Consider the following 24,822-nt stretch of genomic DNA (forward strand, 5'->3'; position numbering starts at 1 on the left):
AATCGGGTAGGATGGAGGCCATGCGCAGAGCAAAAATTGTTTGTACGTTAGGTCCAGCCACCGACACCAAAGAGCGAATAGTCGAACTCGTCAAGGCGGGCATGAACGTCGCCCGCATTAACGCCTCTCACGGCACGCACGCCGAGCACGAGCAGCGAATCGACATGGTGCGCGAGGCGGCGGACGAACTCGGGGCGGCTGTTGCGATCCTCGTTGACCTGCAGGGTCCGAAGATCCGCCTCGGCACGTTCGAATCGGGTCCCGTCCTCCTCGAGCAGGGCGATATTTTCACGATCACCACGGAGGACGTGCCGGGTGATAAGGACCTGGTCTCCACCACGTTCAAGGGCCTGCCGGGTGACTGCAGCCCGGGCGATCTCATTCTGATCGACGACGGCAAAGTCCAGGTGCGAGTCGTGTCGGTGGATGGCCCGGAGGTCACCACCGAGGTGGTTATCGGCGGAACCGTGTCGAACAACAAGGGCGTCAACCTCCCCGGTGTGGCCGTGTCCGTCCCCGCGTTGTCGGAGAAGGACAAGGTGGACCTGGAGTGGGCGCTGAATTACGGCGCGGACATCTGCGCGCTGTCCTTCGTGCGCTCGGCGGAGGACGTGAAGGACGTCCACCAGGTCATGGACATGGTCGGCCGCCGCATCCCGGTCATTGCGAAGATCGAAAAGCCGCAGGCGGTCACCGCTCTAGAGGAGATCGTCACCGCGTTTGACGGCATCATGGTCGCTCGTGGCGACCTGGGCGTGGAGCTCCCGCTCCAGCAGGTGCCGATCGTGCAAAAGCGCGCCATCAACATCGCGCGCCGCAACGCCAAGCCGGTGATCGTGGCCACCCAGGTGCTCGAGTCGATGATCACCGCCCCCACGCCCACGCGCGCCGAGACCTCGGACTGCGCGAACGCGATCCTCGACGGCGCGGACGCGGTCATGCTCTCGGGCGAGACCTCGGTGGGCAAGTACCCGATTGTGTGCGTGCAGACGATGGCCTCCATCATCCAGTACACCGAAGAGCACGGGCTGGAGTCGATCCCTACGATCGGCAACCTTCACCGCACCCGCAACGGCGTCATCACCCGATCGGCGATGGACATCGGCGAGGCGCTTGGCGTGAAGTACCTGGCGGTATTTACCTCTTCGGGCCAGACAGCGCGGCGCATGGCCCGCCTGCGCGCCCGCATCCCGCTGCTGGTCTTCACCCCGAACAATGACATCCGCCAGCAGCTGGCGCTCACGTGGGGAACCCAGACGATCATCGTGCCCGAGGTGGAGGACACCGACCACATGATCGAGCAGGTCGACCACGCCCTGCGCGACCGCGGCTACGCGGTGGACGGGGACCGGGTCGTCGTCGTGTCGGGCATGCCCGCCGGCAAGGTGGGCTCCACGAACACGATCCGGGTGCACAAGATGGGGGAGACCTTCGCCTCGGCGATGTGACGAATCTCCGCATTTTGCGGGGATGAAGCGGCCTTGCTGTAAGGTGAGGTCGCACGCTCCTGTGGTGGAATTGGCAGACACACTGCACTCAAAATGCAGCGCCGAAAGGCATGCGGGTTCGAGTCCCGCCGGGAGCACTTAGGGTAAATGCACGCGCCGTCGCCTGCCACTTTGTAAGATTGGTGTGAGCCGCGGCGAGCGGGAAGAGATCGGAGGAAGTCGTGAATGAGGAAGTAGCCGGGCGCCGGGTGGAGAAGATTGAGGCGGACACGGATCCTGCAACTGTGCGGGTGCTCGTGGTTGAAGATGAGACCCTCATTCGCCTGGACATTGTAGAGACCCTGCAGGATGCCGGCTACACGGTGGTGGCCGAGGGTGCCTCGGGGGATGAGGCTGTTGAGCTAGCAGCCGAGTACAACCCGGACCTCATCGTCATGGACGTGAAGATGCCCGGCATGGACGGACTGACTGCGGCGGAGAAGATCCTGTCCGAGCAGCAGATTGCGATCGTCATGCTCACGGCATTCTCCCAGCGCGAGCTTGTGGAGCGGGCGCGCGACGCGGGTGCGATGGCCTACGTGGTCAAGCCCTTCACCCCGGAACACCTCATCCCGGCGGTCGAGATCGCGCTCTCGCGTTCGCAGGAGATCGCCTCGCTGGAGAGCGAGGTGTCCTCGCTGACGGATAAGTTTGAGACCCGCAAGCGCGTGGACCAGGCCAAGGGCCTGCTCCAGGAGAAGATGGGCCTGACGGAGCCGGAGGCGTTTAGGTGGATCCAGAAGACGTCGATGGATCGGCGCCTGACCATGCGCGAGGTTGCGGACGCCGTCGTCGAGCAGGTGGGCCAGAAGTAGCCTAGGCGCTGATAAACACGCAAGTGAGCCGCCCGGCGGAGGTCATCTCCCCGCGCTCGTCCGAGACGATCACCGAGGTGATGACGGACGAGCGCGTTACTTTGAGGACGCGCGCCGTGGCACGCACCAGGGCGGTGGCGTTGGGCGCCACGTGCGAGACGGACAGCTCGGTGCCCACCGCGATCTTGCCTTCGGGGGCGTTCGTGAGCGCGAGGAGTGATCCAGCGTGCTCGACCAGCACCCCGTTGATGCCCCCGTGCACGACGCCGTAGGGCTGGTGAGCGTGGGCGGTGGGCATGGAGACGGTGCAGATATCGGCTGTGTGGGCCTCGACTGTGATGGCGAGGGTCTTGTCGAGTGTGGTCATGGTGCCAGCGTAGCAAGGGCGCGCAGGGTGAACCGTCATGTTTGTCGGTGGTCCGCGATAGGCTGGTGGCGTGAATCAAGAAACTCTGCTTCTGCTCGATGGCCACTCGCTGGCATTCCGCTCGTTCTTCGCGCTGCCCGCCGATTCCTTTTTGACGGCGCAGGGCCAGTACACGAACGCCGTGCACGGCTTTACTTCCACCTTGCTCAAGCTGGTTGGTGACTACCAGCCCACGCACGTGGCGGTGGCTTTTGACCTGCCGGGCGGTACGTTCCGCACGCGCCAGTACGCGGAGTACAAGGGCGGGCGTGCCGAGACCCCGCAGGAGTTCAAGGGCCAGATCTCGGTGATCCAGCAGGTGCTGGACGTGCTGGGCGTGGCGTGGCTGACGGTGGAGGACTTCGAGGCCGATGACATCGTGGCAACCCTGGCCACGCGCGGCGAAGAGCGGGGGATGAAGGTCTTTATCTCCTCCGGTGATAAGGATACGTACCAGCTGGTGGATGACGCGATCACGCTGGTCTACCCGATGCCACGCTCGCAGATGGCGGTGCTCGATCCGGCGGGGATCGAGGCGAAGGCGGGCGTGAAGCCGGAGCTGTATTCGGATCTGGCGGCGCTGGTGGGGGAGGGAGCCGATAACATCCCGGGCGTGCCGCTGTGGGGTGCGAAGACTGCGGCGAAGTGGCTCAACCACTACGGGGGCCTGGAGAACCTGCTCGAGCACGCCGATGAGATCGGTGGCAAGACGGGGGCGAACCTGCGGGAGAACGTGGAGATGGTGCGCCGTAACCGCGCGCTCAACACCCTGGTGCGGGACCTGCCGATTGTGGAGGACTTTGACGAGTTGCGCCCGGTGGGCGTTGCTCGCGAGGAGATGCACGAACTGTTCGACACGCTTGACTTCACGCGCCTGCGCGAGCGGGTGTTGCGCGAGCTGCCGATGCGCGGCGGGGAGGAAGCGGTGGCGTCCGAGCCTGCGGTGGAGGCCACGCTGGTCGCGGCGGGCAGCGTGCCGTTTGAAGAGTTTTTGGCCGGGCACGAGGGCCCGTGGGGTATTGAGATTGACGGGGACCGGCGCCCCATGCGGGGCGATGTGGCAGGCTACGCGGTGGCCTCTGCCGATCACCACGTGTACTACGGGGACCGGGCCGGGCTCGACGCGGCGGACGAGGAGGCGCTCGTGGCCTTCCTTGAGGACGCGGATCAGCCCAAGGTGGGGCACGGCACGAAGGGCCTGGCCCACGCGTGGAAGGGCGTGGGGGTGAGCCTGGCCGGCGTTGTCGGGGATACGGAGATCGGCGCCTACCTGCTCCACCCGGACCAGCGTGCGTATGACTTGACCGACCTCGCCCAGCGTTACCTGGCCGTGGATATCGCCGCGGCTGAAGATGACACGCTGGGTATCGGTGCGGATGGCGCGATTGTCCACTCAGCCACGGCCCAGCGCGCGGGCGTGCTGCTCGATCTGCGCGACGCCTTCGATCAGGACCTGCGTAAGGCAGATCCGGAGGGCGCGCTCATGGCGCTGGAGCTGTCGGTGGCCAAGGTGTTGTTCGAGATGGAGAGCGTGGGCATAGCGGTGGATGAGGACCTGCTTGAATCGCTCTACCACGCCTTCAACACGCGCGTGGAGGACGCAGCCCGCAAGGCGCATGAGGCCATCGGCGATGACTCGGTCAACCTCTCCAGCCCCAAGCAACTGCAAGAGGTGCTCTTTGAGCGCATGAAGCTGCCGGTGACGAAGAAGACGAAGTCTGGCTATACCACGAACGCGGACGCGCTGGCTGAGCTCCTGGCGAAGATCGCCCACCGGGAGGATGACGTGGCGCTGTCCGCCCAGGAGTTCCTGGCCGGCCTGCTCGAGCACCGGGATGCGCTCAAGCTGCGCCAATCGGTGGAGGGCCTGCAGCGCTCTGTGATGTCGGGCCGGATCCACACCACCTACCAACAGACCGTGGCGGCCACCGGCCGACTGTCCTCCACGGATCCGAACTTGCAGAACATCCACGCCCGCACGGAGGAGGGCCGCCAGATCCGCGGCGTCTTCGTGCCGGGTGAGGGCTATGACTACGTGATGACGGCCGATTATTCCCAGATCGAGATGCGCCTCATGGCGCACCTGTCGGGGGACGCGGACCTCATCGACGCCTTCCGCCAGGGCACGGACCTGCACAGCTTCGTGGCCTCGCGCGTGTTCGGCGTGCCGCAGGAGTCGGTCACGGGCGAGCAGCGCTCGAAGATCAAGGCGATGAGCTACGGGCTCGCCTACGGCCTGTCCTCCTACGGGCTCTCCCAGCAGCTTCACATCACCGTGCCAGAGGCCGAGGCGCTCATGAAGGATTACGACGCCCGATTTGGCAAGGTGCGCCAGTACCTCACCGCCGTCGTCTCCCAGGCGCGCAAGGACGGCTACACGTCCACGATCTGGGGGCGGCGTCGTTACCTGCCGGGGCTGGACAACCCTAACCGGCAGGTGCGCGAGGCGGCCGAACGCATGGCACTGAACGCCCCCATCCAGGGGTCGGCGGCGGACATCATCAAGTTCGCGATGGTCGCCGTCCACGAGGCGCTCGCAAGCGCGGGCCTGGCCTCGCGCGTCTTGCTCCAGGTACATGACGAACTCGTGCTCGAGGTCAAGGCCTCCGAGGCCGAGCAGGTGGAGCAGATCGTGCGCGAGGAGATGGCGAAGGCGGCGGAGCTCTCGGTGCCGCTGTCGGTGAGCGTGGGGGTGGGGCGCAACTGGCGCGACGCGGCCCACTGACGCTGTGGTCAATTCGGCATTTAGGCCCGCAAGTCCGCTTGAATCACGGCGGTTTTTCCCCGTAAACTTGGCAGGTGGTGCCGCCCGGCACCATGTCCGTAACAATCATATAATCCGGAGTCACCAACTCTATGACAACTAACAACCAGACCTCCACTGAGGTCGCAATCAACGACATCGGCACCGAAGAAGATCTCATCGCCGCTGTCGACGAAACCATCAAGTACTTCAACGATGGCGACATCGTTGAAGGAACCGTAGTCAAGGTCGATCGGGATGAGGTCCTGCTCGACATCGGCTACAAGACCGAGGGTGTTATCCCCTCCAAGGAACTTTCCATCAAGCACGACATCGATCCCGATGATGTTGTCGAAGTTGGTGACCAGATCGAGGCTCTCGTTCTCCAGAAGGAGGACAAGGAGGGTCGTCTTCTCCTGTCGAAGAAGCGTGCGCAGTACGAGCGTGCGTGGGACAAGATCGAGGAGATCAAGGAAGCCGACGGCGTCGTGACCGGCACGGTCATCGAGGTCGTCAAGGGCGGCCTCATCCTCGACATCGGCCTGCGCGGCTTCCTCCCGGCCTCGCTCGTGGAGATGCGTCGCGTGCGCGACCTGCAGCCCTACATCGGCCGTGAGCTCCAGGCGAAGATCATTGAGCTGGACAAGAACCGCAACAACGTTGTTCTTTCCCGCCGCTCCTGGCTGGAGCAGAGCCAGTCCGAGATCCGCGCGCACTTCCTCGACACCCTGCAGAAGGGCCAGGTTCGTGAGGGCGTCGTGTCCTCGATCGTTAACTTCGGTGCGTTCGTTGACCTGGGCGGCGTGGACGGCCTCGTGCACGTCTCCGAGCTGTCCTGGAAGCACATCGACCACCCGTCCGAGGTTGTCGAGGTCGGCACCCCGGTCACGGTCGAGGTGCTGGATGTGGACATGGACCGCGAGCGCGTCTCCCTGTCGCTCAAGGCCACCCAGGAAGATCCGTGGCAGACCTTCGCCCGCACCCACCACATCGGTCAGGTTGTTCCTGGCCGCGTGACCAAGCTGGTCCCGTTCGGTGCGTTCGTTCGCGTGGAGGACGGCATCGAGGGCCTGGTTCACATTTCGGAGCTGGCGCAGCGCCACATCGACCTGCCGGAGCAGGTTGCCAAGGTGGGAGACGAGGTCTTCGTCAAGGTCATCGACATCGATCTTGAGCGTCGTCGCATCTCCCTGTCGCTCAAGCAGGCGAACGAGGGCGTGGACCCGCACTCGGAGGACTTCGATCCGTCGCTGTACGGCATGACTGCCGAGTACGACGAGGAGGGCAACTACAAGTACCCGGAGGGCTTCGACCCCGAGGCGAACGAGTGGCTCGAGGGCTACGAGGAGAACCAGGCTGCCTGGGAGGCCGAGTACGCGAAGGCCGAGGAGCGCTGGATTGCTCACAAGAAGCAGGTCATGGCTCACATGGAGGCCGACGCCGAGGCCGCTGCCGCGGGCGATTCTTCCGCTCCGGCCGAGGCCGCTCCGACTTCGTTCTCGTCCGGTAATGACTCCGCTGGCACGCTTGCGTCCGATGAGGCGCTCGCCGCTCTGCGCGAGAAGCTGACGGGCAACTAAGCATCAGCTGACAAGCTAGAGCAACTGGCTGGGGAGCACCGTGGGGTGCTCCCCAGTTTTTGTTTGCGCGGCACGTAAGCTGGGTGCATGCGAATCTTGCTCACCGCCTTCGGGCCATTTCACACGAATTCCTTCAATCCCACTGAGCACGTGGCGCGGCTCGTGCGGGAGGAGTGGCAGCGCGCGGACGAGCTGACGGTCGAGATCCTGCCGGTTGAGTACGGTGCCGCCCGCGCCCGCGTGGCCGAGCTCGGCGCTTTCGACGTCCACATTGCCCTTGGCCTCGCGGCCGACCGCACGGTTCCCACGATCGAGCGCTTCGCGATGAACCGTCGGGATGCCCGGGTTGCTGATAACTCCGGCTTTATCGCTACGGGGGAGGAGGTCGACGCCGGCGCTCCGCTCGCGCTGGAGACTACGCTGCCGTTCAAGGAGATGATCACCCGGGCCCGCGAAGCCGGCTTCCCGCTTGAGGAGTCGCGCAGCGCGGGGCTGTACGTGTGCAACACGGTGATGTTCACGGCGATCCAGAATTCGGCCCGCGCTGGCTTCCTCCACCTGCCACCGCAGGAGCACTTCTCCCTTGACGACGGTGCGGCCTTGGTGGACTTACTGCTCGAGATCGCGGGGGAATAACCATGCTGACGCTTGCGCTCACCGGCGGGATCGGGTCGGGCAAGTCGCACGTGGCTACCATCTGGGCGGGGCTTGGAGCGCGCGTCATCGACGCCGACCGCACGGCGCGCGCTATCCTCGAACCGGGCAGCCCGGCGCTCGCGCAGATCGCCGATCGTTGGGGGGAGCGCGTGCTGGATGGCGGCGCGCTCAACCGGCAGGCCTTGGCCGACATCGTCTTCGCCGACCCGGCCGAACGCCAGGCCCTTGACGACATCACGCACCCCGCGATCTGGGCGAGCGTGGACGAGCAGATCGCGGGGGCTCGTCGTGAAGATCCGGACGGAGTGATCGTCTATGATATCCCGTTGCTCGCTGGCTACGGCCGTGAGTTCGAGATGGTTGCCAACGTCTCCATCGCGGCGGCGCCGGAGGTGCGCGCCGAGCGCCTGCTGCTCACCCGCGGCATGTCCGAGGCCGACGCCCGCGCCCGCATCGCCGCTCAGTCCAGCGACGAGGAGCGGGCCGACATCAGCGACCTCGTCATCGTCAACGAATCCGACGAGGCGAGCCTGGAGTCAGCTGCTATGGCCGCGTGGGAGGGCTGGGTGCTACCTTTTGCCGAGAATCTACGCTCGGGCACCTGGAGCCCGGCGCGGCCGTGGGACCCGGCGCTCGCCGTCAACGACGACGTCGGCCTGCAGCTCGACCGCCTGCGCTACCACGGGGTGCGCCCGCGCGCGGAGGCAGGGCTCGCAGTCACCGGCAGCGAGGAGGCGATGTTGCGCGCTGGCTGGGTCTGGCAGGGCTCGTCGTGGCGTCTGGCCAACCCCGCCCTTGACCTACGGGCGAACCTGTCAGGTGGCCAATATTAATTGTCGGAGGAAGGCGCTACCCTGAGGGCATGCGACCTATCACCGATATCGTCCGCCAGGATGCTCCGTTTGAAGTCATTTCCGAGTACACGCCCTCGGGCGATCAGCCGCAAGCGATCAAGGAGCTGGCCGAGCGGATCAACAATGGTGAATCGGACGTAGTTCTGCTCGGCGCCACGGGAACGGGTAAGTCGGCCACCACGGCGTGGCTGATCGAACAGATTCAGCGCCCCACCCTCATCCTCGAGCCGAACAAGACCCTGGCGGCGCAGATGGCCGCGGAGTTCCGCGAGCTGTTGCCGAACAACGCGGTGGAGTACTTCGTCTCCTACTACGACTACTACCAGCCCGAAGCCTACGTGCCGCAGTCGGACACGTTCATCGAGAAGGATTCCTCGATTAACGACGAGGTGGAACGACTGCGCCACTCAGCCACGAACTCGTTGCTGACCAGGCGGGACGTGGTGGTGGTCGCCTCCGTGTCCTGCATCTACGGTCTCGGCACCCCGCAGGAGTACGTGGACCGGATGGTCCAGTTGAAGGTGGGCGATCAGCTAGATCGCGATCAGCTGCTCAAGCAGTTCATTCAGATGCAATACACGCGCAACGACATGGCGTTCACGCGCGGCACGTTCCGCGTGCGTGGGGACACGGTGGAGATCATCCCCGTCTACGAGGAGCTGGCCGTGCGCATCGAGTTTTTTGGCGACGAGGTCGACTCGATCTCTCTGCTTCACCCGCTCACCGGCCACGTCATCCGCGAAACCGACCACGCACACATCTTCCCCGCCTCCCATTACGTGGCGGGCCCGGAGCGCATGGAGCGTGCGATGGCTTCGATCAAGGAGGAGCTCGACGAGCGGCTGGAGGTTTTGCGCGAGCAGGGCAAGTTGCTCGAGGCCCAGCGCCTGGAGATGCGCACCACCTTCGACCTGGAAATGATGCGCAACCTGGGATCGTGCGCGGGGATCGAGAACTACTCGCGCCACATCGACGGCCGCGGCCCGGGCACCCCGCCAAACACGCTCCTGGACTTTTTCCCGGAGGACTTCGTGCTGGTCATCGACGAATCGCATGTGACCGTGCCGCAGATCGGGGCGATGTACGAGGGCGATATGTCGCGCAAGCGCACGCTGGTCGATTACGGCTTCCGGCTCCCCTCGGCGATGGACAACCGGCCGCTGAAGTGGGATGAGTTCTTGGAGCGCATCGGGCAGACCGTCTACCTGTCGGCCACCCCCGGCAAGTACGAGCTGGAGAAGTCGGATGGCTGGGTGGAGCAGATTATTCGCCCCACTGGCCTGGTGGACCCGGAAATCATCGTCAAGCCCACGAAGGGCCAGATTGACGACCTGCTGGAGGAGGTCCGCATCCGAACGGCGCGTGACGAGCGCGTGCTCGTCACCACGCTGACGAAGAAGATGGCCGAGGACCTCACCGACTACATGGCCGAGCGCGGCATCAAGGTCGAATACCTCCACTCTGACGTCGACACGCTGCGCCGCGTCGAGCTCCTGCGCGAGCTGCGACTGGGCAAGTTCGACGTGCTTGTGGGGATCAACCTCCTGCGCGAGGGCCTCGACCTGCCCGAGGTCTCCCTCGTGGCGATTCTCGACGCCGACAAGCAGGGATTCTTGCGCTCCACCACCTCGCTCATCCAGACGATCGGGCGCGCCGCGCGTAACGTGTCGGGGCAGGTGCACATGTATGCCGACACGATCACGCCGAACATGAAGGAGGCGATTGACGAGACGAACCGGCGTCGGGAAAAGCAGATCGCCTACAACACCGAGCACGGGATCGACCCGGCGCCGCTGCGGAAGAGAATCTCGGACGTCACCGACATGCTCGCGCGCGAAGACGTGGACACCGAAACCCTGCTCGAGGGTGGCTACCGCAAGGAGGCCTCGATCTCCGAGCGCCTGCCGAAGGACGGGCGGGAGATCCACCAGCTGCTTGAGGACCTCACCGAGCAGATGCACGCGGCCGCTGAGCAGTTGCAGTTCGAGCTGGCGGCCCGGCTGCGTGACGAGATCCTGGATGTGAAGAAGGAACTGCGCCAGATCGAGAAGGCGTAGGCCCCGGGTGTTGTCCACCCCACGCGGGCGCAGCGTTCGCCGGGCGGGCCGCGTACGCTAGGATCGACTGAGACGGAGGGGAGTACTCCCACTCAATAACGGTTCGTCAGTACGGCGTCACGCCCGGGCCGCGGCCTGATTCGTCAGGCGGGAAGAGACCTCCGGTACCTGATCGTTCGTACCGGAAAGGCATACCGTGTTGGCTTCAACGCTCATTTACACCGCACCCGTCGCATCTCAGATGCATGTGGCTCCGTGGGAGTGGGTGCTGCTCGGCGTGATCGTGGTGGGACTCATTGCGGTGGACCTGTTTGGGCACGTGCGCCGTGCGCATGAGCCCACCCTGGGGGAGGCCGCGCGGTGGACTGCGTTCTACGTGTCGCTCGCGCTCGTGTTCGGCGTCTTGACCTACCTGCGTCACGGCGGCACGTTTGCCACCGAGTTTTTCGCGGGTTACCTCACCGAATACTCCCTGTCGCTGGACAACATTTTCGTCTTCATTATCATCATCGCTTCCTTCCAGGTGCCGCGCATTTATCAGCAGAAGGTGTTGCTGTATGGCATCATCATCGCGCTCGTGTTGCGCCTCATCTTCATCCTTATTGGCGCCAAGCTCATTGAGAGTTTTATCTGGGTGTTCTTCATCTTCGGGGCGTGGATGCTGTACACGGCGATCAAGCAGGTGATTGACGGGATTCAGGAGGGCCGCAAGCGCAAGGCGCATGACGACGCGGGCGAGGAGGGCTATGAGCCGACTCTTGTCACCCGGATGGTTGCTCGGGTGGCGAACGTGACTGACGGCTACGTGGGCGACCGCCTGTTGGTCCGCCGCAGTGGCAAGACGTGGATCACGCCGCTCATGCTGTGCATCATCACGGTGGGCACGATCGACCTCATGTTCGCGCTCGATTCGATCCCCGCAATTTTCGGCCTCACCCGCGAGCCGTTCATCGTCTTCTCGGCGAATGCGTTCGCCCTGCTCGGGTTGCGCCAGCTGTTCTTCCTGGTGGACGGGCTGCTTGAACGCCTCATTTACCTCCACTACGGCCTGGCTGTCATCCTCGGCTTCATTGCACTCAAGCTACTCGTGCACGCGTTTCATGGCTACGACATTCTGACCGCGATCCCCGAGCCTACGATCGGCGTGTCGGTGGGCGTGATCCTGGGGACGATCCTTATCACCGTGGTCGCCTCCCTGATCGGCTCGCGCAAGTACGCGGGCCAGGAGACCCCGGCGGTCAAGGCGGCTAGCATCGAGCCGCGTGAGCGCCGCAAGCCGAGTATTGGCGAGCCCGAGCAGGCCGAGCGCGCCGAGGGCTAAGCGCTTCACGACGACGACGCCGCGGCTTCCTCCGCCTCCGCCTGGTCGCCGAGCCGGCGCGCGATCATCGCACACACCATCAGCTGGATCTGGTGGAAGATGATGACGGGCACGACCACGGCACCCACGATTGCCGGGTCGAAGAGCGCCTTGGCCATGGGAAGGCCGGTGGCGAGCGACTTCTTCGAGCCGCACATCAGTAGCACGATGCGCTGGGGGCGCTTGAAGTGCAGGGGCTTGCCGCCGTACCAGGTCACTGCCAGCATGATGGCGAGCATGGCGCTGAGGACGATAAAGAGCACGATGAAGCCGCCGAGCGTGACCGAGCTCCAGGCGTTGTCGGCCGTGGCCTTGAGCACCGCCACGAAGACCACGAGGATGATGGCGCAGTTGTCCGTGTACTTGGTGATGTTGCGGTGGGCGCGCATCCAGTCGCCCAGGCGCGGCTGGAGTAGCTGGCCAATGATGAACGGCAGCAGAAGCTTGAGGAGCACGGATTCGATGCCGCCGGTGTGGGCGTCCTCGAGGTTCATGAAGAGCAATACGAGGAGCGGGGAGAGGAACATGCCCAGGATGTTGGACACGGTCGCGGAACACACTGCCGCCCCGATGTCACCGCGCGCGATCGACACGAAGGTCACCGAGGACTGTACGGTCGAGGGCAACAGGCTGAGGTAGAGCAGGCCCGTGGCGAAGGACGCCCCGATGATCCCGCCCAGCGTGTAATACATGGCCAGACCAACGAGCGGGAAGATAACGTAGGTGGCCACGAGCACGGACACCTGCAACTTGATGTTGCGCATGCCCTCGATGACCTCGCTGGTGCGCAGGCGCATGCCGTAGACAAGGAAGACCATGCCCACACCGATATCGGCCAGCTCCGAGAGCCAGGAGATGTGGCGTTCCGGGACGGGCACCACCAGGCCCAAAATGAGGGCGGTGATGATGCCCGTCAGGAGGAAGTCAGGACGAAGGAAACGCTTAAGCCCAAGGGCCATAAACTTGGGTCCACTCGAGGGCTTCGCGGTCGGTGATGAGGGAAGCCTGGTTGAACGGGTCCGCATCGACGAGCGCGAGTGCGGCGACGGCGTCGTCGGCCTCCACAATGATGAGCGCACGGTTGCCCTCGAGGGGGCCGGAGGCGAGGAGCACGCCGTCGTCGAAAAGGGACTTGAGGAACTCGCGGTGCTTGGGGCGCACGGCGGCGAGCGCCTCGGTATCGCTGACGTAGGTGTATCGAATCGCGTAAATTGCCATGCGCTCATTCTAGTGGAGTGGTCAAGGGGCGGGCTGTGGCAAAAACGTCAAACAAGCGTTCGATTGTGTCGGAGGCATTGTTTAGACTGAGGTCGTGCATGACGACATTCGCATTCAAGGCGCCCGCGAACACAACCTGAAGAACGTCTCGTTGGAGATTCCACGCGACAAGATGGTGGTGTTCACGGGCCTGTCCGGCTCGGGGAAGTCCTCCCTGGCGTTCGACACGATTTTTGCCGAGGGCCAGCGCCGCTATGTCGAGTCGCTGTCGGCGTACGCACGCCAGTTCCTCGGGCAGATGGACAAGCCGGATGTGGATTTCATTGAGGGCCTGTCGCCCGCGGTGTCGATCGACCAAAAATCCACCAACCGCAACCCGCGCTCCACGGTGGGCACGATTACGGAGGTCTACGACTACCTGCGTCTGCTGTACGCGCGCGCGGGCACACAGTATTGTCCGGTGTGCGGGGAGAAGATTGAGGCGCAGAGCGCGGAGAAGATCGTCGATCGCCTGCTGCAGTTGGATGAGGGCACGCGCTTCCAGATCCTCGCGCCGGTCATTCGCGGCCGCAAGGGTGAGCACGCGGACGTGTTCCGCACGCTGAGCGCGGACGGGTATTCGCGCGCGCGGGTGGATGGACAGCAGGTGCGGCTCACCGATCCGCCCACGCTGGCCAAGACGAAGAAGCACAACATCGACGTGGTGGTGGACCGGCTCGCGATTCGCGAGGGCATGCGTTCGCGCCTCAATGACTCGGTGGAGACCGCGCTGCGGCTGGCCGACGGGCGGCTCATCGTCGAGTTCGTGGACCGGGATGCGGACGATCCGGAGCGCGAGCGGAAGTTCTCCGAGTACCGCTCCTGCCCGAATGACCACGTGCTGGAGATCGAGGAGATCGAGCCGCGCACGTTCTCCTTCAACGCCCCCTACGGCTCGTGCCCGGCGTGCGATGGCATCGGCTACACTGTGCAGGTTTCGGAAGACCTGGTGATTGCGGATGAGGACATGACGCTGGAAGAGGGTGCGATCATTCCGTGGACCACGACGGCGTCCGGCCCGGCTCGCGACTACCATATGCGCCAGCTCGAGGGCCTGGGCGAGCAGCTCGGATTCGACCTCAACACGCGGTGGAAGGACCTGTCGGGCGAGGCGCGGGACGCGATCTTGCACGGTCTGGATTACAAGGTCAAGATGACCTACCGCAACCGCTGGGGCCGGGAGAAGGTGTACTCCACGGGCTTCGAGGGCGTGTTGCACTTCGTCAAACGCAAGCACGATGAGACCAGCTCGGAGTGGTCGCGCGAACGGTACGAGGGCTTCATGCGCGAGGTCACGTGCGAGGTGTGCGGGGGAGCGCGCCTTCGCCCCGAGGTGCTCGCGGTGCGGGTGGGGGAGCTCAACATCTTTGAGCTGACCGAGCTGTCGATCGTGGACGCGCTCGACTACCTGTCGCACATCGAGCTCGGGCAGCGCGAGCGCAAGATCGCCGACGCCGTCCTTAAGGAGATCCTGGCCCGGCTCACCTTCCTGGTCAACGTGGGCCTGGACTACCTCACGATGTCACGCTCCGCGGGATCGCTCTCAGGTGGTGAGGCCCAGCGTATCCGCCTGGCCACCCAAATCGGCGCGGGGTTGGTGGGCGTGCTCTATGTACTCGACGAGCCGTCGATCGGCCTGCACCAGCGCGACAATGAGAAGCTGCTCTCCGCCCTGCTACGCCTGCGGGATCTGGGTAACACGCTCGTCGTCGTCGAACATGATGAGGACACGATCCGGGCGGCGGACTGGGTGGTGGACATCGGCCCGCGCGCCGGCGAGCACGGCGGCCACATCGTCTATTCGGGCGAGCCGGCTGGAATCGTGGACTGCGAGGAGTCGCTGACGGGCGCCTACCTCAAGGGCGCGCGGGAGATCGCGGTGCCCACGAGCCGGCGTCGCGTGTACAAGACCAAGCAGATCGAGGTGACGGGCGCGCGGGAGAACAACCTGCGCGGCATCGACGTGAAGTTCCCGATCGGCGTCATGACGGCGGTGACGGGCGTGTCCGGATCGGGCAAGTCCTCACTCGTTAACACGATCTTGTACCGGGTGCTGGCCAACAAGCTTAACCGCGCCCAGACGTTGCCCGGCAAGCACGGCAAGGTCAAGGGCCTGGCGGAGTTGGACAAGGTGGTTCACGTGGACCAGTCGCCGATCGGGCGCACCCCGCGCTCGAACCCGGCCACGTACACCGGCATGTGGGACCCGATCCGCAAGCTGTTTGCCGAGACGGAGGAGGCGAAGGTGCGCGGGTACGGGCCCGGGCGCTTCTCCTTCAACGTCAAGGGCGGGCGCTGCGAGTCCTGCTCCGGGGACGGCACGCTGAAGATCGAGATGAACTTCCTGCCTGACGTGTACGTGCCGTGCGAGGTGTGCCACGGCACGCGCTACAACCGCGAGACCCTGGAGGTGCACTACAAGGGCAAGAACGTGGCCGAGGTGCTCGACATGACCATCTCGCAGGCGCGCGAGTTCTTCGGCTCGGTCACCCGCATCACCAAGTACCTCGAAGTGCTGGAGAACGTGGGTCTGGGCTACATCAAGCTCGGCCAGCCGGCCACCACGCTCTCGGGAGGCGAGGCCCAGCGGGTCAAGCTTGCCTCCGAACTCCACCGGCGCTCCACGGGCCGCACGGTCTACATGCTCGACGAGCCGACCACCGGCTTGCACTTTGAGGACGTGCGCAAGCTGCTCGGCGTGCTGCAAGAGCTGGCGGATAAGGGCAATACGATCATCGTCATCGAACACAACCTTGACGTCATCAAGTCGGCCGACTGGGTGATCGACCTGGGGCCGGAGGGCGGCAAGGGCGGCGGGCTCGTCGTCGCCGAGGGCACGCCGGAACAGGTGGCCATGGTGGCCGACTCGCACACGGGCCACTACCTCAAGCCGATCTTGGATAAGGCGGGAACCTTGTAGATGGCCAATCCGGAAAGCTATCGCCCGAAGACGGGCGATATTCCCAGGGTCCCGGGCGTCTATCGTTTTATCGACGATGACGAACGGGTCATCTACGTGGGCAAGGCCAAGAACCTGCGCCAGCGCCTGCAGAACTACTTCCAGGATCCGGCGTTGCTCCACCCGCGCACGCGCCAGATGGTGTTCACGGCGGTGCGGGTGCAGTGGGTGGTGGTCGCCTCCGAGATCGAGGCGCTGACGCTGGAGTATTCGTGGATCAAGGAGTTCACGCCGCGCTTCAACGTCATGTACCGCGACGACAAGTCCTACCCGTACCTGGCGATCACGATGAGCGAGGAGTTCCCGCGGGTGATGGTCACCCGTAACGCTCACCGGCGTGGGAACCGCTACTACGGGCCGTATACGAAGGTGTGGGCGGTGCGCGATTCGCTCGACCAGCTCTTGCGCGTGTTCCCGATACGTTCGTGTTCGGCGGGCGTGTTTCGCGGGGCAGAGCGCTCGGGACGCCCGTGCCTGCTGGGCTACATCGGCAAGTGTTCGGCCCCGTGCGTGGGGCGGGTGAGCGGCGACGAGCACCGGGACATCGCGCGGCAGATGGTGCGCTTCCTTGACGGCACGGGGGAGGACCTCATCTCGCAGAAGAAGAAGGAGATGGCGGCGGCCTCCGCCGATCTTGACTTCGAGCGCGCGGCCCGGTTGCGCGACGACGTGCGGGCACTCGAGGTGGTGGCCGAGCGCAACACCGTGGTGCTGGATGCGGACGTGGACGCCGATGTCTTTGGGCTCGTGTTTGACGAGCTGGAGGCCTCGGTGCAGGTGTTTTACGTGCGCGGCGGGCGGATTCGCGGCCAGCGCGGCTGGATCTCCGCGATCGAGGACGAGGGAGCCGAGGGCCTGGTGAACCACCTGCTGGTGCAGGTGTACGGCGAGCACACGGGCGGGAAGGCGAAGTCGCGCGCCAGGTCTGTGGACGACGTCGACCACACGGCCGCATCGGCCCTCCCGCGCGAGATCTGGGTGCCCACCATGCCCGACGACGCCGCCACGATCGCCTCGTGGCTGACCGAGCTGCGCGGGGCGAAGGTGGCGATCAAGACCCCGCAGCGCGGGCCGAAGGCGCAGCTGATGGAGACGGTGAAGACGAATGCGGCGCAGGCGCTCCAGCGTCACAAGTTGGCCCGGGCGGGCGACATCACGGAGCGCTCCCAGGCGCTCGAGGAGTTGCGTGTGGGGCTTGACCTGCCCCGCGCGCCGCTACGTATCGAGGGCTACGACATCTCGCACACGCAGGGCACGCACCAGGTCGGCTCGATGGTCGTGTTTGAGGACGGGCTGGCGAAGAAGGCCGACTACCGGCATTTCGTGGTGCGCGGCGAGGACGGGCTGGGGGCGCGTGATGATACGGCGGCGATGGATGAAGTGTTGCGCCGCCGCCTCAAGCGGCTCGTAGCACCCGCGCCGGAGCCGGGTGCGCCCGGGGAGCTTGACGCACCCGAAGCCGAGGCCAACGAAGTCGTGTCCCCCGAGCCCAAGCCGCGCTTTGCGTACCGGCCGGACCTCATCGTCGTCGACGGCGGCCTGCCGCAGGTGAACGCCGCCCAGCGGGTGGTTGACGAGCTGGGCGCGGACGTGACCGTGATCGGGCTGGCTAAGCGCCTGGAGGAGATCTGGGTGCCGGGGGAGGAGTTCCCCATTATCCTGTCGCGTACGTCCCCGGCGCTGCGGCTGCTCCAGCACCTGCGCGATGAGTCACACCGTTTCGCCATTACGTTCCATCGCAAGCGGCGCTCGGCGTCGATGACGCGCTCGGCCATGGATGAGATCCCGGGTCTGGGGCCGGTGAAGCAGGCGGCGTTGCTCAAGCAGTTGAAGTCCGTGGCTCGGATCAAGGCGGCAAGTGCGGAGGACCTGCAGGCCGTGCCGGGTATTGGGCCGGCGATGGCCGCCGCGATCGTCGCTCACTTTTCAGGAAAGTCGGAGTGAAAACTGGCACGATAGTGTTATGACGATCTCCCACGATGACATTAATGACACGGGCAAGATCCCGCGCCTGGTACCCGAGCTTGACCGCGAGGTGAGCCTTCCTGCCGCGGATATCCCCGAAATCCTCATTATCACGGGCATGTCCGGGGCGGGCCGGTCGCGCGCGGCTGCCACGCTTGAGGATATCGGTTGGTACGTCGTCGACAACCTGCCCCCGCGCCTGCTGAGCGCGCTGGCGGGTCTCATCTCGCCGGTGGACGGGCAGGCGGTGCGCCGGCTGGCCGCGGTCGTTGATGTGCGTTCGCGTGAGTACTTCCGGGAGTTGGTGGAGGTGCTCGATCAGCTGCAGGAGCGCAGGCAGGATTACCGGATCATGTTCCTTGACGCCTCGGACGAGGTTCTGGTGCGCCGGTACGAGTCCGTGCGCCGGCCGCACCCGCTGCAGGGGGACGGGCGCCTGCTTGACGGGATTCGCCTCGAGCGCGAGGTGCTCGCCCAGTTGCGCACGCGCGCCGACATGTTGATTGATACCTCGTCGCTCACGGTCCATGACTTGGCGCGCAAGATCCGACAGAACATGCAGGAGGCCGGGGAGGACGATCCGCACCTGACGATCATGTCCTTCGGCTTCAAGTACGGCCTGCCGATGGACGCCGACCACGTGGCGGACGTGCGCTTCCTGCCCAACCCGTATTGGGTCTCCGAGCTACGGCACCTGACGGGCAAGGACGAGCCTGTGTCCAACTTCGTGCTCAGCATCGATGGCGCGGAGGAGTTCATCGGAGGATACGCCAACCTCATCGATCCGATCCTCGAGGGCTACAAGCACGAGCTCAAGCCGTATGTGACGATCGCGATCGGGTGCACGGGCGGTAAGCACCGCTCGGTGGCGATGACGGAGCGGCTGGCCGAGCTCATGCGCGCGCGGGGGCATTCCGTGCGGGTTTTCCATCGAGACTTGGGGCGCGAATGACCAGCGGGGCGCGCGGCGCGAAGGTGGTAGCGCTGGGCGGGGGACACGGCCTGTTCGCCACGCTCAGCGCGTTGCGCCTGCTCACGCGCAACATCACGGCGATCGTGACCGTGGCCGACGACGGCGGCAGCTCCGGCCGGCTGCGCGAAGAGTTCGACATCCTCCCACCCGGCGATTTGCGCATGGCGCTGTCGGCCCTGTGCGACGACGGCGAGTGGGCGCTGACCTGGCGTGACGTCATGCAGTACCGGTTCACCTCCGAGGGCCCGCTCAACGGCCATTCGCTCGGCAACCTCCTCATCACGGGCGTGTGGGATCTGCTGGGGGACCAGGTCAAGGGGCTGGATCTTGTGGGGCGGCTGCTCGATGCCGCGGGTACGGTGTTGCCGATGTCGTCCACGCCGCTGCGCATTGAGGCAGACGTGTGCGACGATTCCGGTCCGCACACGATCTTTGGCCAGGTGGGGGTGGCCACGTGCAAGGCGGAGATCAAGCAGGTGCGCCTCATCCCGGAAAACCCGCCCGCGGTGCCCGAGGCGATCGCGGCGATTCACGACGCCGACTGGGTGATTTTCGGCCCCGGCTCCTGGTTCACCTCCGTCATCCCGCACTTGCTCGTACCGGAGCTGTACGAGGCGCTGGCGGCCACCCCGGCCAAACGTGCACTGCTCATCAACCTTGTTCCCGACGACGAGACGCGTACGCTCTCACCCGCCGATCACGTGCGCTCCTTCCACGAGCACGCCCCGAGCCTGGCGCTTGACCGGATTGTTATCGACGACGGCCCCGGTACTCACTGGGGCAAGCTGTCGCGGGAGGCGGAGGAGTGCGGGGCGGAGATCCTGGCCCGGCCGCTCGCGGATCGCAGTGATCCCGCGCGCCACGACGTGCTTTTCCTCGCCTCGGCCCTGCGCGAGTTGCTCGGCTCAAGTCCGCGCTGGTAAAAGCCTTTACGTATAATGGATGTCCCGCACACATCTTGGGAGGAATCATGCCGCCGTTGACCGTCACCTTGAAGGACGAACTGTCCGCGGTGTTTCCGCGGACGGCGTCGTCGATGACCGCCGAGGTTTCGGTGATGTTCCGATTTGCCGGCGGGCTCCAGATTAACGACGGCGTGGTCACGCTCCAGGCTGAGCTCGATCACCCGGGCGCGGCCCGGCACATGTGCGAGCTCATCAAGGCGGTGTTCTCCGTTGATGCGGACCTCGTGGTGGTGAAGAACTCCGGGCGGGCGGGCAACACGTACGTCGTGCGGATTACGAAGAACGGCGAGCGAATCGCGCGCAGGCTCGGATTGCTCGACACGCTGGGACGGCCTGTGCGCGGGCTGCCGGCGCAGATCGTGGGTGGGTCAAAGGCCGACGCGGCGGCTGCCTGGCGCGGGGCGTTCCTCGCGCGCGGGTCCCTCATGGAGCCTGGCCGGAATGCGGCGCTTGAGCTGACCTGCCCCTCCCTGGAGGCTGCTTACGGGATCGGCGGGCTCGCCCGTCGTTTGGAGAGCCCCTACCGGGCGCGCGAGGCCCGCGGCGCCTACCGGGTGGACATCCGCGAGGGGGATGCGATCTCGGACATGCTCAGTCGCATGGGATCAAACGACGGGGTGTTGCTGTGGGAGGATCTGCGTACCGAGCGCGAGGTCCATGGCCAGGCCAACCGTCTGGCCAACTTTGACGATGCGAACATGCGCAGGTCGGCCGACGCGGCCGTCGTCGCTGTCATCCGTGTCAAGCGTGCCTTCGAAATCCTGGGGGAGGAGGTGCCCGACAACCTGCGCGAGGTGGGCAAGTTCCGCATGCAGTACCCGGAGGATTCGCTCAACATGCTGGGTGGGCGGCTCAACCCGCCGGCTACGAAGGACGCGGTGGCCGGGCGCCTGCGCCGGCTCAACACGATGGCCGACAAGCGGGCGGCCGAGCTCGGAATCCCTGACACGATGGATGCCGTCTCCGACGTCCAGCATCGGCTGTAGCGGCGTCCTTTTCACACGCGGGCAGGGCGCGTCGAGCTTGTCAGCTATGTGTGAAGAAACGGCTTAGGTCCCTGCGGGCCTTGCGCGATTCGTTGTAGAATCTTTACGAAACGTGAGCGGCCACGCGAGACGCGCGTCCAGCGATCGTTGCGGGAACTTCCCGCTAATCCATTCACAACGTGTGGTGCGTCCACACAAGGAGGACAAGAGTGACCATTAAGGTTGGAATCAACGGATTTGGCCGTATCGGCCGTAATTTCACGCGTGCAGCTCTTGCGCAGGGTGCGGACATCGAGATCGTTGCGGTCAACGATCTGACCGATAACAAGACCCTCGCTCACCTGCTGAAGTACGATTCGATCCTCGGTGCCCTTGAAGAGGAGGTCACCTACACGGACGAAGAGATCAAGGTTGGCGACCGCGTCATTAAGGCTTTCGAGGAGCGCGATCCGGCGAACCTCCCGTGGGGCGAGCTCGGTGTTGACATCGTCATTGAGTCGACCGGCCGTTTCACCAACGCGGATGACGCCAAGAAGCACCTTGAGGCTGGCGCCAAGAAGGTCCTCATCTCCGCCCCGGCGAAGAACGAGGACATCACGATCGTCATGGGCGTGAACCACGGCGATTACGATCCCGCCAAGCACAACATCATCTCCAACGCTTCCTGCACCACCAACTGCCTCGCTCCGATGGCAAAGGTTCTGAACGAAGAGTTCGGTATTGTCAAGGGCCTCATGACCACGGTTCACGCCTACACGGCTGACCAGAACCTCATGGATGGCCCGCACAAGGATCTGCGCCGCGCCCGCGCCGCTGCCCTGTCGATCATCCCCACCTCCACCGGTGCTGCCAAGGCTGTTGCCCTGGTCCTGCCCGAGCTCAAGGGCAAGTTCGACGGCTACGCTCTGCGCGTCCCGGTTCCGACCGGCTCCGCTACCGATCTCACCTTCGAGGCCGAGCGCGAGCTCACCGTTGAGGAGATCAACGCCGCCATCAAGAAGGCTGCTGAGGGCGAGCTCAAGGGCATCCTGAAGTACACCGAGGATCCGATCGTCTCGAAGGACATCGAGACCGATCCTCACTCCTCGATCTTCGATGCCGGCCTGACCAAGGTCATCGGCAACCAGGTCAAGGTTGTTTCTTGGTACGACAACGAGTGGGGTTACTCGAACCGTCTCGTTGACCTCGCCGTTCTTGTCGGCAAGTCGCTCTAAGCGCGTCGCCAAGTAGAGTGCCCGCACATGCGCGACATGTGCGGGCACTTTTACAGAAAATGTCTTCCTCCGGGCGCCCGCGCGTCTTAGTGCTCGCGCGCGCCCGATCAGAAAAGGAGAATTCATGAGGACCATCGATTCGCTCGGCGATCTCGCCGGCAAGAAGGTTTTTGTCCGCTCGGACTTTAACGTCCCGCTGGACAAGGAAAAGAACATCACGGACGACGGCCGTATTCGCGCCGCCCTGCCCACCCTCACCCGCCTCATTGACGCGGGCGCCAAGGTCATTGTCTCGGCGCACCTGGGCCGCCCGAAGGGCGAGGTCAACCCCGACTTCTCGCTGGCGCCCGTGGCCGCCCGCCTGTCGGAGCTGCTGGGCAAGGACGTGAAGCTGGCTGAGGACACGGTTGGCGAGTCCGCGAAGGCGCTGACCGCCGATATGGCAAACGGCGACGTCGTCCTGCTGGAGAACGTCCGCTTCGATGCTCGCGAGACCTCGAAGGTGGATGCGGAGCGCGAGGAGCTTGCCTCCGAGTACGCGGCGCTGGCTGACGCCTTCGTGTCCGACGGCTTCGGCGTTGTTCACCGCAAGCAGGCCTCGGTTTACGACATCGCGAAGAAGCTGCCGAGCGCTGCCGGCGAGCTCGTCTTCAAGGAGATCGACTCCCTGTCGAAGGCCACGAAGGACCCGGCTCGCCCCTACACGGTGATCCTGGGCGGCTCGAAGGTTTCGGATAAGCTCGGCGTGATCGACAACCTGCTCGACAAGGCCGATCGTCTGCTCATCGGCGGCGGCATGGCCTACACCTTCCTCAAGGCGAAGGGCAACGAGGTGGGCACCTCCCTCCTCGAGGAGGACTTCGTGGAGAAGGCTGGCGAGTACCTGAAGAAGGCTCGTGAGGCCGGCGTCGAGATCCTCGTCCCGGTTGATAACGTGACCGCTCCGGAGTTCAACGCTGACGCCCCGGCCTCCATCTACGACACCGGCGAGATGCCGGCTGACGAGATGGGCCTGGACATCGGCCCGAAGACCCGTGAGGGCTATGCCGCCGCGATCGCCGATTCGAAGACGATCGTGTGGAACGGCCCCATGGGCGTGTTCGAGTTCCCGGCGTTCGCCAACGGCACGAAGGCCATCGCCGAGGCGATGGAGAAGGCTGAGGGCTTCACGATCGTCGGCGGTGGCGATTCCGCGGCCGCGGTTCGCACCCTCGGCTTCGACGAGGCCAAGTTCAATCACATTTCCACCGGCGGCGGCGCCTCCCTCGAGTACCTCGAGGGCAAGGAGCTTCCCGGCATTGCAGTTTTGGAGGACTAAATGACCCGCACCCCGCTTATGGCAGGCAACTGGAAGATGAACCTCGATCACCTCGAGGCGATCTCCCTGGTTCAGAAGCTTGCCCTCACCCTCAAGGATCTCAAGCACGATTACGCCACCACCGAGGCGGCCGTGATCGTCCCCTTCACCGACATTCGCTCGGTGCAGACCCTCGTCGAGTCGGAGGAGTTTGAGATCGGGTACGGCGCGCAGGACGTGTCGATCCACGAAAAGGGCGCCTTCACTGGCGAAATCTCCACCGGCATGCTCACCAAGCTCGGCTGCACCTACGTGGTGGTTGGCCACTCGGAGCGCCGCGAGTACCACGGTGAGACCTCCGAGCTCGTGGGCAAGAAGGCCAAGAAGGTCCTGGATGCGGGCATGACCCCGATCATGTGTTGCGGCGAGGCGCTGGACGTGCGCAAGGCCGGCAACCAGGTCGACTTCGTGCTCGGCCAGATCGAGGAGATGCTCGCGGGTCTCACCGCTGAGGAGGTGGCCAAGTCGGTCATCGCTTACGAGCCCATTTGGGCCATTGGCACCGGTGAGGTCGCCACCCCGGAGGACGCCCAGGAAGTCTGCGGCGCGATCCGCGTCAAGGTGGGCGAACTTTACGACGACGCCACGGCGCAGGCCGTTCGTATCCAGTACGGCGGCTCGGTGAAGTCTTCCAACGTCAAGGACATCATGGCTCAGCCGGATGTGGACGGCGCGCTCGTGGGCGGCGCTTCGCTTGATGCCACGGAGTTCGCGAAGATCGTGACCTTCCTCGTCTAAGCGATAGGACTCACACCCGGGAGGGGAGCGGCATTCACGCTGTTCCCCTCCCGTGCTATACACTGGTACGGTATGTGGCGCCAGGCGCCGGTCCCGACCGAAAGAGAATATCGTGAACGTTCTCCTTATTCTTTGCATCATTGTGCTCGTGCTTTCGAGCCTCCTCCTTATCGGCTCGATTCTGTTGCACAAGGGCCGTGGCGGCGGTGTGTCTGACGTGTTCGGCGGTGGCATCTCCACCTCGATGCGTTCCTCGGGCGTGGCTGAGCGCAACCTGAACCGCATCACGGTGGGTGTGGCGCTGGTGTGGGTGACGTCGATCGTGCTGATTGGCCTCATCACGAAGTTCCAGGGCTAGACCGAGGAAAGCTCAAGAACGCGCCCTTTCCCGGGCGCGTTTTTCGTGCCGCGAGTCAGAGGTGAGCCGGCGATTAAAATACTTTGGACGA

At 64.7% G+C, this 24,822-nt stretch carries 20 protein-coding genes and 1 tRNA gene; 18 read left to right on the top strand and 3 right to left on the bottom strand.

The window, feature by feature from the left end:
* The first annotated feature begins 20 nt into the window (after positions 1-20).
* The 3 genes from pyk (at position 21) to HMPREF3174_RS00940 (ending at position 2,302) form a co-directional block, all read left to right on the top strand.
* Positions 21-1,448, top strand: coding sequence for a pyruvate kinase (pyk, locus tag HMPREF3174_RS00930; protein ID WP_062612553.1), 1,428 nt, complete (start codon positions 21-23; stop codon positions 1,446-1,448).
* A gap of 55 nt (positions 1,449-1,503) precedes the next feature.
* A tRNA-Leu gene (locus HMPREF3174_RS00935) sits at positions 1,504-1,585 on the top strand.
* 120 nt (positions 1,586-1,705) lie between these two features.
* Positions 1,706-2,302 carry an ANTAR domain-containing response regulator gene (locus HMPREF3174_RS00940; protein ID WP_068538511.1) on the top strand — a complete coding sequence of 199 codons (597 nt, stop codon included), beginning with the start codon at positions 1,706-1,708 and terminating at the stop codon, positions 2,300-2,302.
* 1 nt (position 2,303) lies between these two features.
* Here HMPREF3174_RS00940 and HMPREF3174_RS00945 read toward each other — a convergent pair whose 3' ends face one another.
* The gene (locus HMPREF3174_RS00945; protein WP_070447432.1) at positions 2,304-2,669 is read right to left on the bottom strand and encodes a PaaI family thioesterase; all 366 of its coding nucleotides are present in this window, start codon (positions 2,667-2,669) and stop codon (positions 2,304-2,306) included.
* Positions 2,670-2,739: 70 nt separating this feature from the next.
* On the opposite strand from HMPREF3174_RS00945, the gene polA reads away from it, so the two are divergent.
* The 6 genes from polA to HMPREF3174_RS00975 all read left to right on the top strand — a co-directional run bounded on the left by polA (position 2,740) and on the right by HMPREF3174_RS00975 (position 11,920).
* Positions 2,740-5,433, top strand: a complete 2,694-nt coding sequence (polA, locus tag HMPREF3174_RS00950) for a DNA polymerase I (protein WP_062612548.1) — start codon at positions 2,740-2,742, stop codon at positions 5,431-5,433.
* A 131-nt stretch (positions 5,434-5,564) separates the two neighbouring features.
* On the top strand, positions 5,565-7,031 hold the full coding sequence (gene rpsA, locus HMPREF3174_RS00955) for a 30S ribosomal protein S1 (protein WP_062612544.1): 1,467 nt from the start codon (positions 5,565-5,567) through the stop codon (positions 7,029-7,031).
* A gap of 87 nt (positions 7,032-7,118) precedes the next feature.
* Positions 7,119-7,667 (top strand): pyroglutamyl-peptidase I, encoded by a 549-nt coding sequence (locus HMPREF3174_RS00960; RefSeq protein ID WP_062612541.1) that lies wholly within the window; start codon positions 7,119-7,121, stop codon positions 7,665-7,667.
* Between the two features lie 2 nt (positions 7,668-7,669).
* Positions 7,670-8,521 carry a dephospho-CoA kinase gene (coaE, locus tag HMPREF3174_RS00965; protein WP_070447435.1) on the top strand — a complete coding sequence of 284 codons (852 nt, stop codon included), beginning with the start codon at positions 7,670-7,672 and terminating at the stop codon, positions 8,519-8,521.
* Between the two features lie 29 nt (positions 8,522-8,550).
* On the top strand, positions 8,551-10,599 hold the full coding sequence (uvrB, locus tag HMPREF3174_RS00970; RefSeq protein WP_062612537.1) for an excinuclease ABC subunit UvrB: 2,049 nt from the start codon (positions 8,551-8,553) through the stop codon (positions 10,597-10,599).
* 241 nt (positions 10,600-10,840) lie between these two features.
* Positions 10,841-11,920 (top strand): TerC family protein, encoded by a 1,080-nt coding sequence (locus tag HMPREF3174_RS00975; RefSeq protein WP_082661085.1) that lies wholly within the window; start codon positions 10,841-10,843, stop codon positions 11,918-11,920.
* A 5-nt stretch (positions 11,921-11,925) separates the two neighbouring features.
* Here the strand turns inward: HMPREF3174_RS00975 and HMPREF3174_RS00980 are convergent, their stop codons facing one another.
* Positions 11,926-12,918, bottom strand: coding sequence for a bile acid:sodium symporter family protein (locus HMPREF3174_RS00980; RefSeq protein ID WP_062612535.1), 993 nt, complete (start codon positions 12,916-12,918; stop codon positions 11,926-11,928).
* Complete coding sequence (locus HMPREF3174_RS00985; protein WP_062612532.1) at positions 12,902-13,177, bottom strand: YciI family protein; 276 nt, start codon at positions 13,175-13,177, stop codon at positions 12,902-12,904. Before HMPREF3174_RS00985 ends, HMPREF3174_RS00980 begins: the two co-directional genes overlap by 17 nt.
* 94 nt (positions 13,178-13,271) lie before the next feature.
* Here HMPREF3174_RS00985 and uvrA point away from each other — a divergent pair, with 94 nt between their 5' ends.
* The 9 genes from uvrA to secG all read left to right on the top strand — a co-directional run bounded on the left by uvrA (position 13,272) and on the right by secG (position 24,731).
* Positions 13,272-16,136, top strand: a complete 2,865-nt coding sequence (gene uvrA / locus HMPREF3174_RS00990) for an excinuclease ABC subunit UvrA (protein WP_062612528.1) — start codon at positions 13,272-13,274, stop codon at positions 16,134-16,136.
* On the top strand, positions 16,137-18,119 hold the full coding sequence (uvrC, locus tag HMPREF3174_RS00995; RefSeq protein ID WP_070447438.1) for an excinuclease ABC subunit UvrC: 1,983 nt from the start codon (positions 16,137-16,139) through the stop codon (positions 18,117-18,119).
* A 19-nt stretch (positions 18,120-18,138) separates the two neighbouring features.
* Positions 18,139-19,092 (top strand): RNase adapter RapZ, encoded by a 954-nt coding sequence (rapZ, locus tag HMPREF3174_RS01000; RefSeq protein ID WP_062612523.1) that lies wholly within the window; start codon positions 18,139-18,141, stop codon positions 19,090-19,092.
* Positions 19,089-20,036 (top strand): gluconeogenesis factor YvcK family protein, encoded by a 948-nt coding sequence (gene yvcK / locus HMPREF3174_RS01005; protein ID WP_068538289.1) that lies wholly within the window; start codon positions 19,089-19,091, stop codon positions 20,034-20,036. The genes rapZ and yvcK overlap by 4 nt, the downstream gene beginning before the upstream one ends.
* Before the next feature lie 47 nt (positions 20,037-20,083).
* A complete protein-coding gene (whiA, locus tag HMPREF3174_RS01010; protein WP_062612519.1) occupies positions 20,084-21,064 on the top strand; it encodes a DNA-binding protein WhiA in 981 nt (326 codons plus the stop codon).
* 209 nt (positions 21,065-21,273) lie between these two features.
* Positions 21,274-22,278, top strand: coding sequence for a type I glyceraldehyde-3-phosphate dehydrogenase (gene gap, locus HMPREF3174_RS01015; protein WP_062612517.1), 1,005 nt, complete (start codon positions 21,274-21,276; stop codon positions 22,276-22,278).
* Between the two features lie 124 nt (positions 22,279-22,402).
* Complete coding sequence (gene pgk / locus HMPREF3174_RS01020; protein WP_068538290.1) at positions 22,403-23,596, top strand: phosphoglycerate kinase; 1,194 nt, start codon at positions 22,403-22,405, stop codon at positions 23,594-23,596.
* Positions 23,597-24,373, top strand: a complete 777-nt coding sequence (gene tpiA, locus HMPREF3174_RS01025; protein ID WP_070445184.1) for a triose-phosphate isomerase — start codon at positions 23,597-23,599, stop codon at positions 24,371-24,373.
* 112 nt (positions 24,374-24,485) lie between these two features.
* Entirely contained in the window at positions 24,486-24,731 is a 246-nt protein-coding gene (gene secG, locus HMPREF3174_RS01030) for a preprotein translocase subunit SecG (protein WP_062612511.1), read from the top strand.
* The last annotated feature ends 91 nt before the right edge of the window (positions 24,732-24,822 follow it).

Source organism: Trueperella sp. HMSC08H06, assembly GCF_001808465.1.
In the GTDB taxonomy this organism is placed as follows: domain Bacteria; phylum Actinomycetota; class Actinomycetes; order Actinomycetales; family Actinomycetaceae; genus Trueperella; species Trueperella bernardiae.

What these genes read in the sequence shown, in the direction of transcription:
- HMPREF3174_RS00980 (WP_062612535.1), bottom strand. Translation starts at nt 12,918, where the DNA reads ATGGCCCTTGGGCTTAAGCGTTTCCTTCGTCCTGACTTCCTCCTGACG.
- rpsA (WP_062612544.1), top strand. Translation starts at nt 5,565, where the DNA reads ATGACAACTAACAACCAGACCTCCACTGAGGTCGCAATCAACGACATC.
- tpiA (WP_070445184.1), top strand. Translation starts at nt 23,597, where the DNA reads ATGACCCGCACCCCGCTTATGGCAGGCAACTGGAAGATGAACCTCGAT.
- HMPREF3174_RS00945 (WP_070447432.1), bottom strand. Translation starts at nt 2,669, where the DNA reads ATGACCACACTCGACAAGACCCTCGCCATCACAGTCGAGGCCCACACA.
- HMPREF3174_RS00960 (WP_062612541.1), top strand. Translation starts at nt 7,119, where the DNA reads ATGCGAATCTTGCTCACCGCCTTCGGGCCATTTCACACGAATTCCTTC.
- HMPREF3174_RS00985 (WP_062612532.1), bottom strand. Translation starts at nt 13,177, where the DNA reads ATGGCAATTTACGCGATTCGATACACCTACGTCAGCGATACCGAGGCG.
- uvrC (WP_070447438.1), top strand. Translation starts at nt 16,137, where the DNA reads ATGGCCAATCCGGAAAGCTATCGCCCGAAGACGGGCGATATTCCCAGG.
- whiA (WP_062612519.1), top strand. Translation starts at nt 20,084, where the DNA reads ATGCCGCCGTTGACCGTCACCTTGAAGGACGAACTGTCCGCGGTGTTT.
- HMPREF3174_RS00975 (WP_082661085.1), top strand. Translation starts at nt 10,841, where the DNA reads ATGCATGTGGCTCCGTGGGAGTGGGTGCTGCTCGGCGTGATCGTGGTG.
- coaE (WP_070447435.1), top strand. Translation starts at nt 7,670, where the DNA reads ATGCTGACGCTTGCGCTCACCGGCGGGATCGGGTCGGGCAAGTCGCAC.
- yvcK (WP_068538289.1), top strand. Translation starts at nt 19,089, where the DNA reads ATGACCAGCGGGGCGCGCGGCGCGAAGGTGGTAGCGCTGGGCGGGGGA.
- pgk (WP_068538290.1), top strand. Translation starts at nt 22,403, where the DNA reads ATGAGGACCATCGATTCGCTCGGCGATCTCGCCGGCAAGAAGGTTTTT.
- rapZ (WP_062612523.1), top strand. Translation starts at nt 18,139, where the DNA reads ATGACGATCTCCCACGATGACATTAATGACACGGGCAAGATCCCGCGC.
- pyk (WP_062612553.1), top strand. Translation starts at nt 21, where the DNA reads ATGCGCAGAGCAAAAATTGTTTGTACGTTAGGTCCAGCCACCGACACC.
- uvrB (WP_062612537.1), top strand. Translation starts at nt 8,551, where the DNA reads ATGCGACCTATCACCGATATCGTCCGCCAGGATGCTCCGTTTGAAGTC.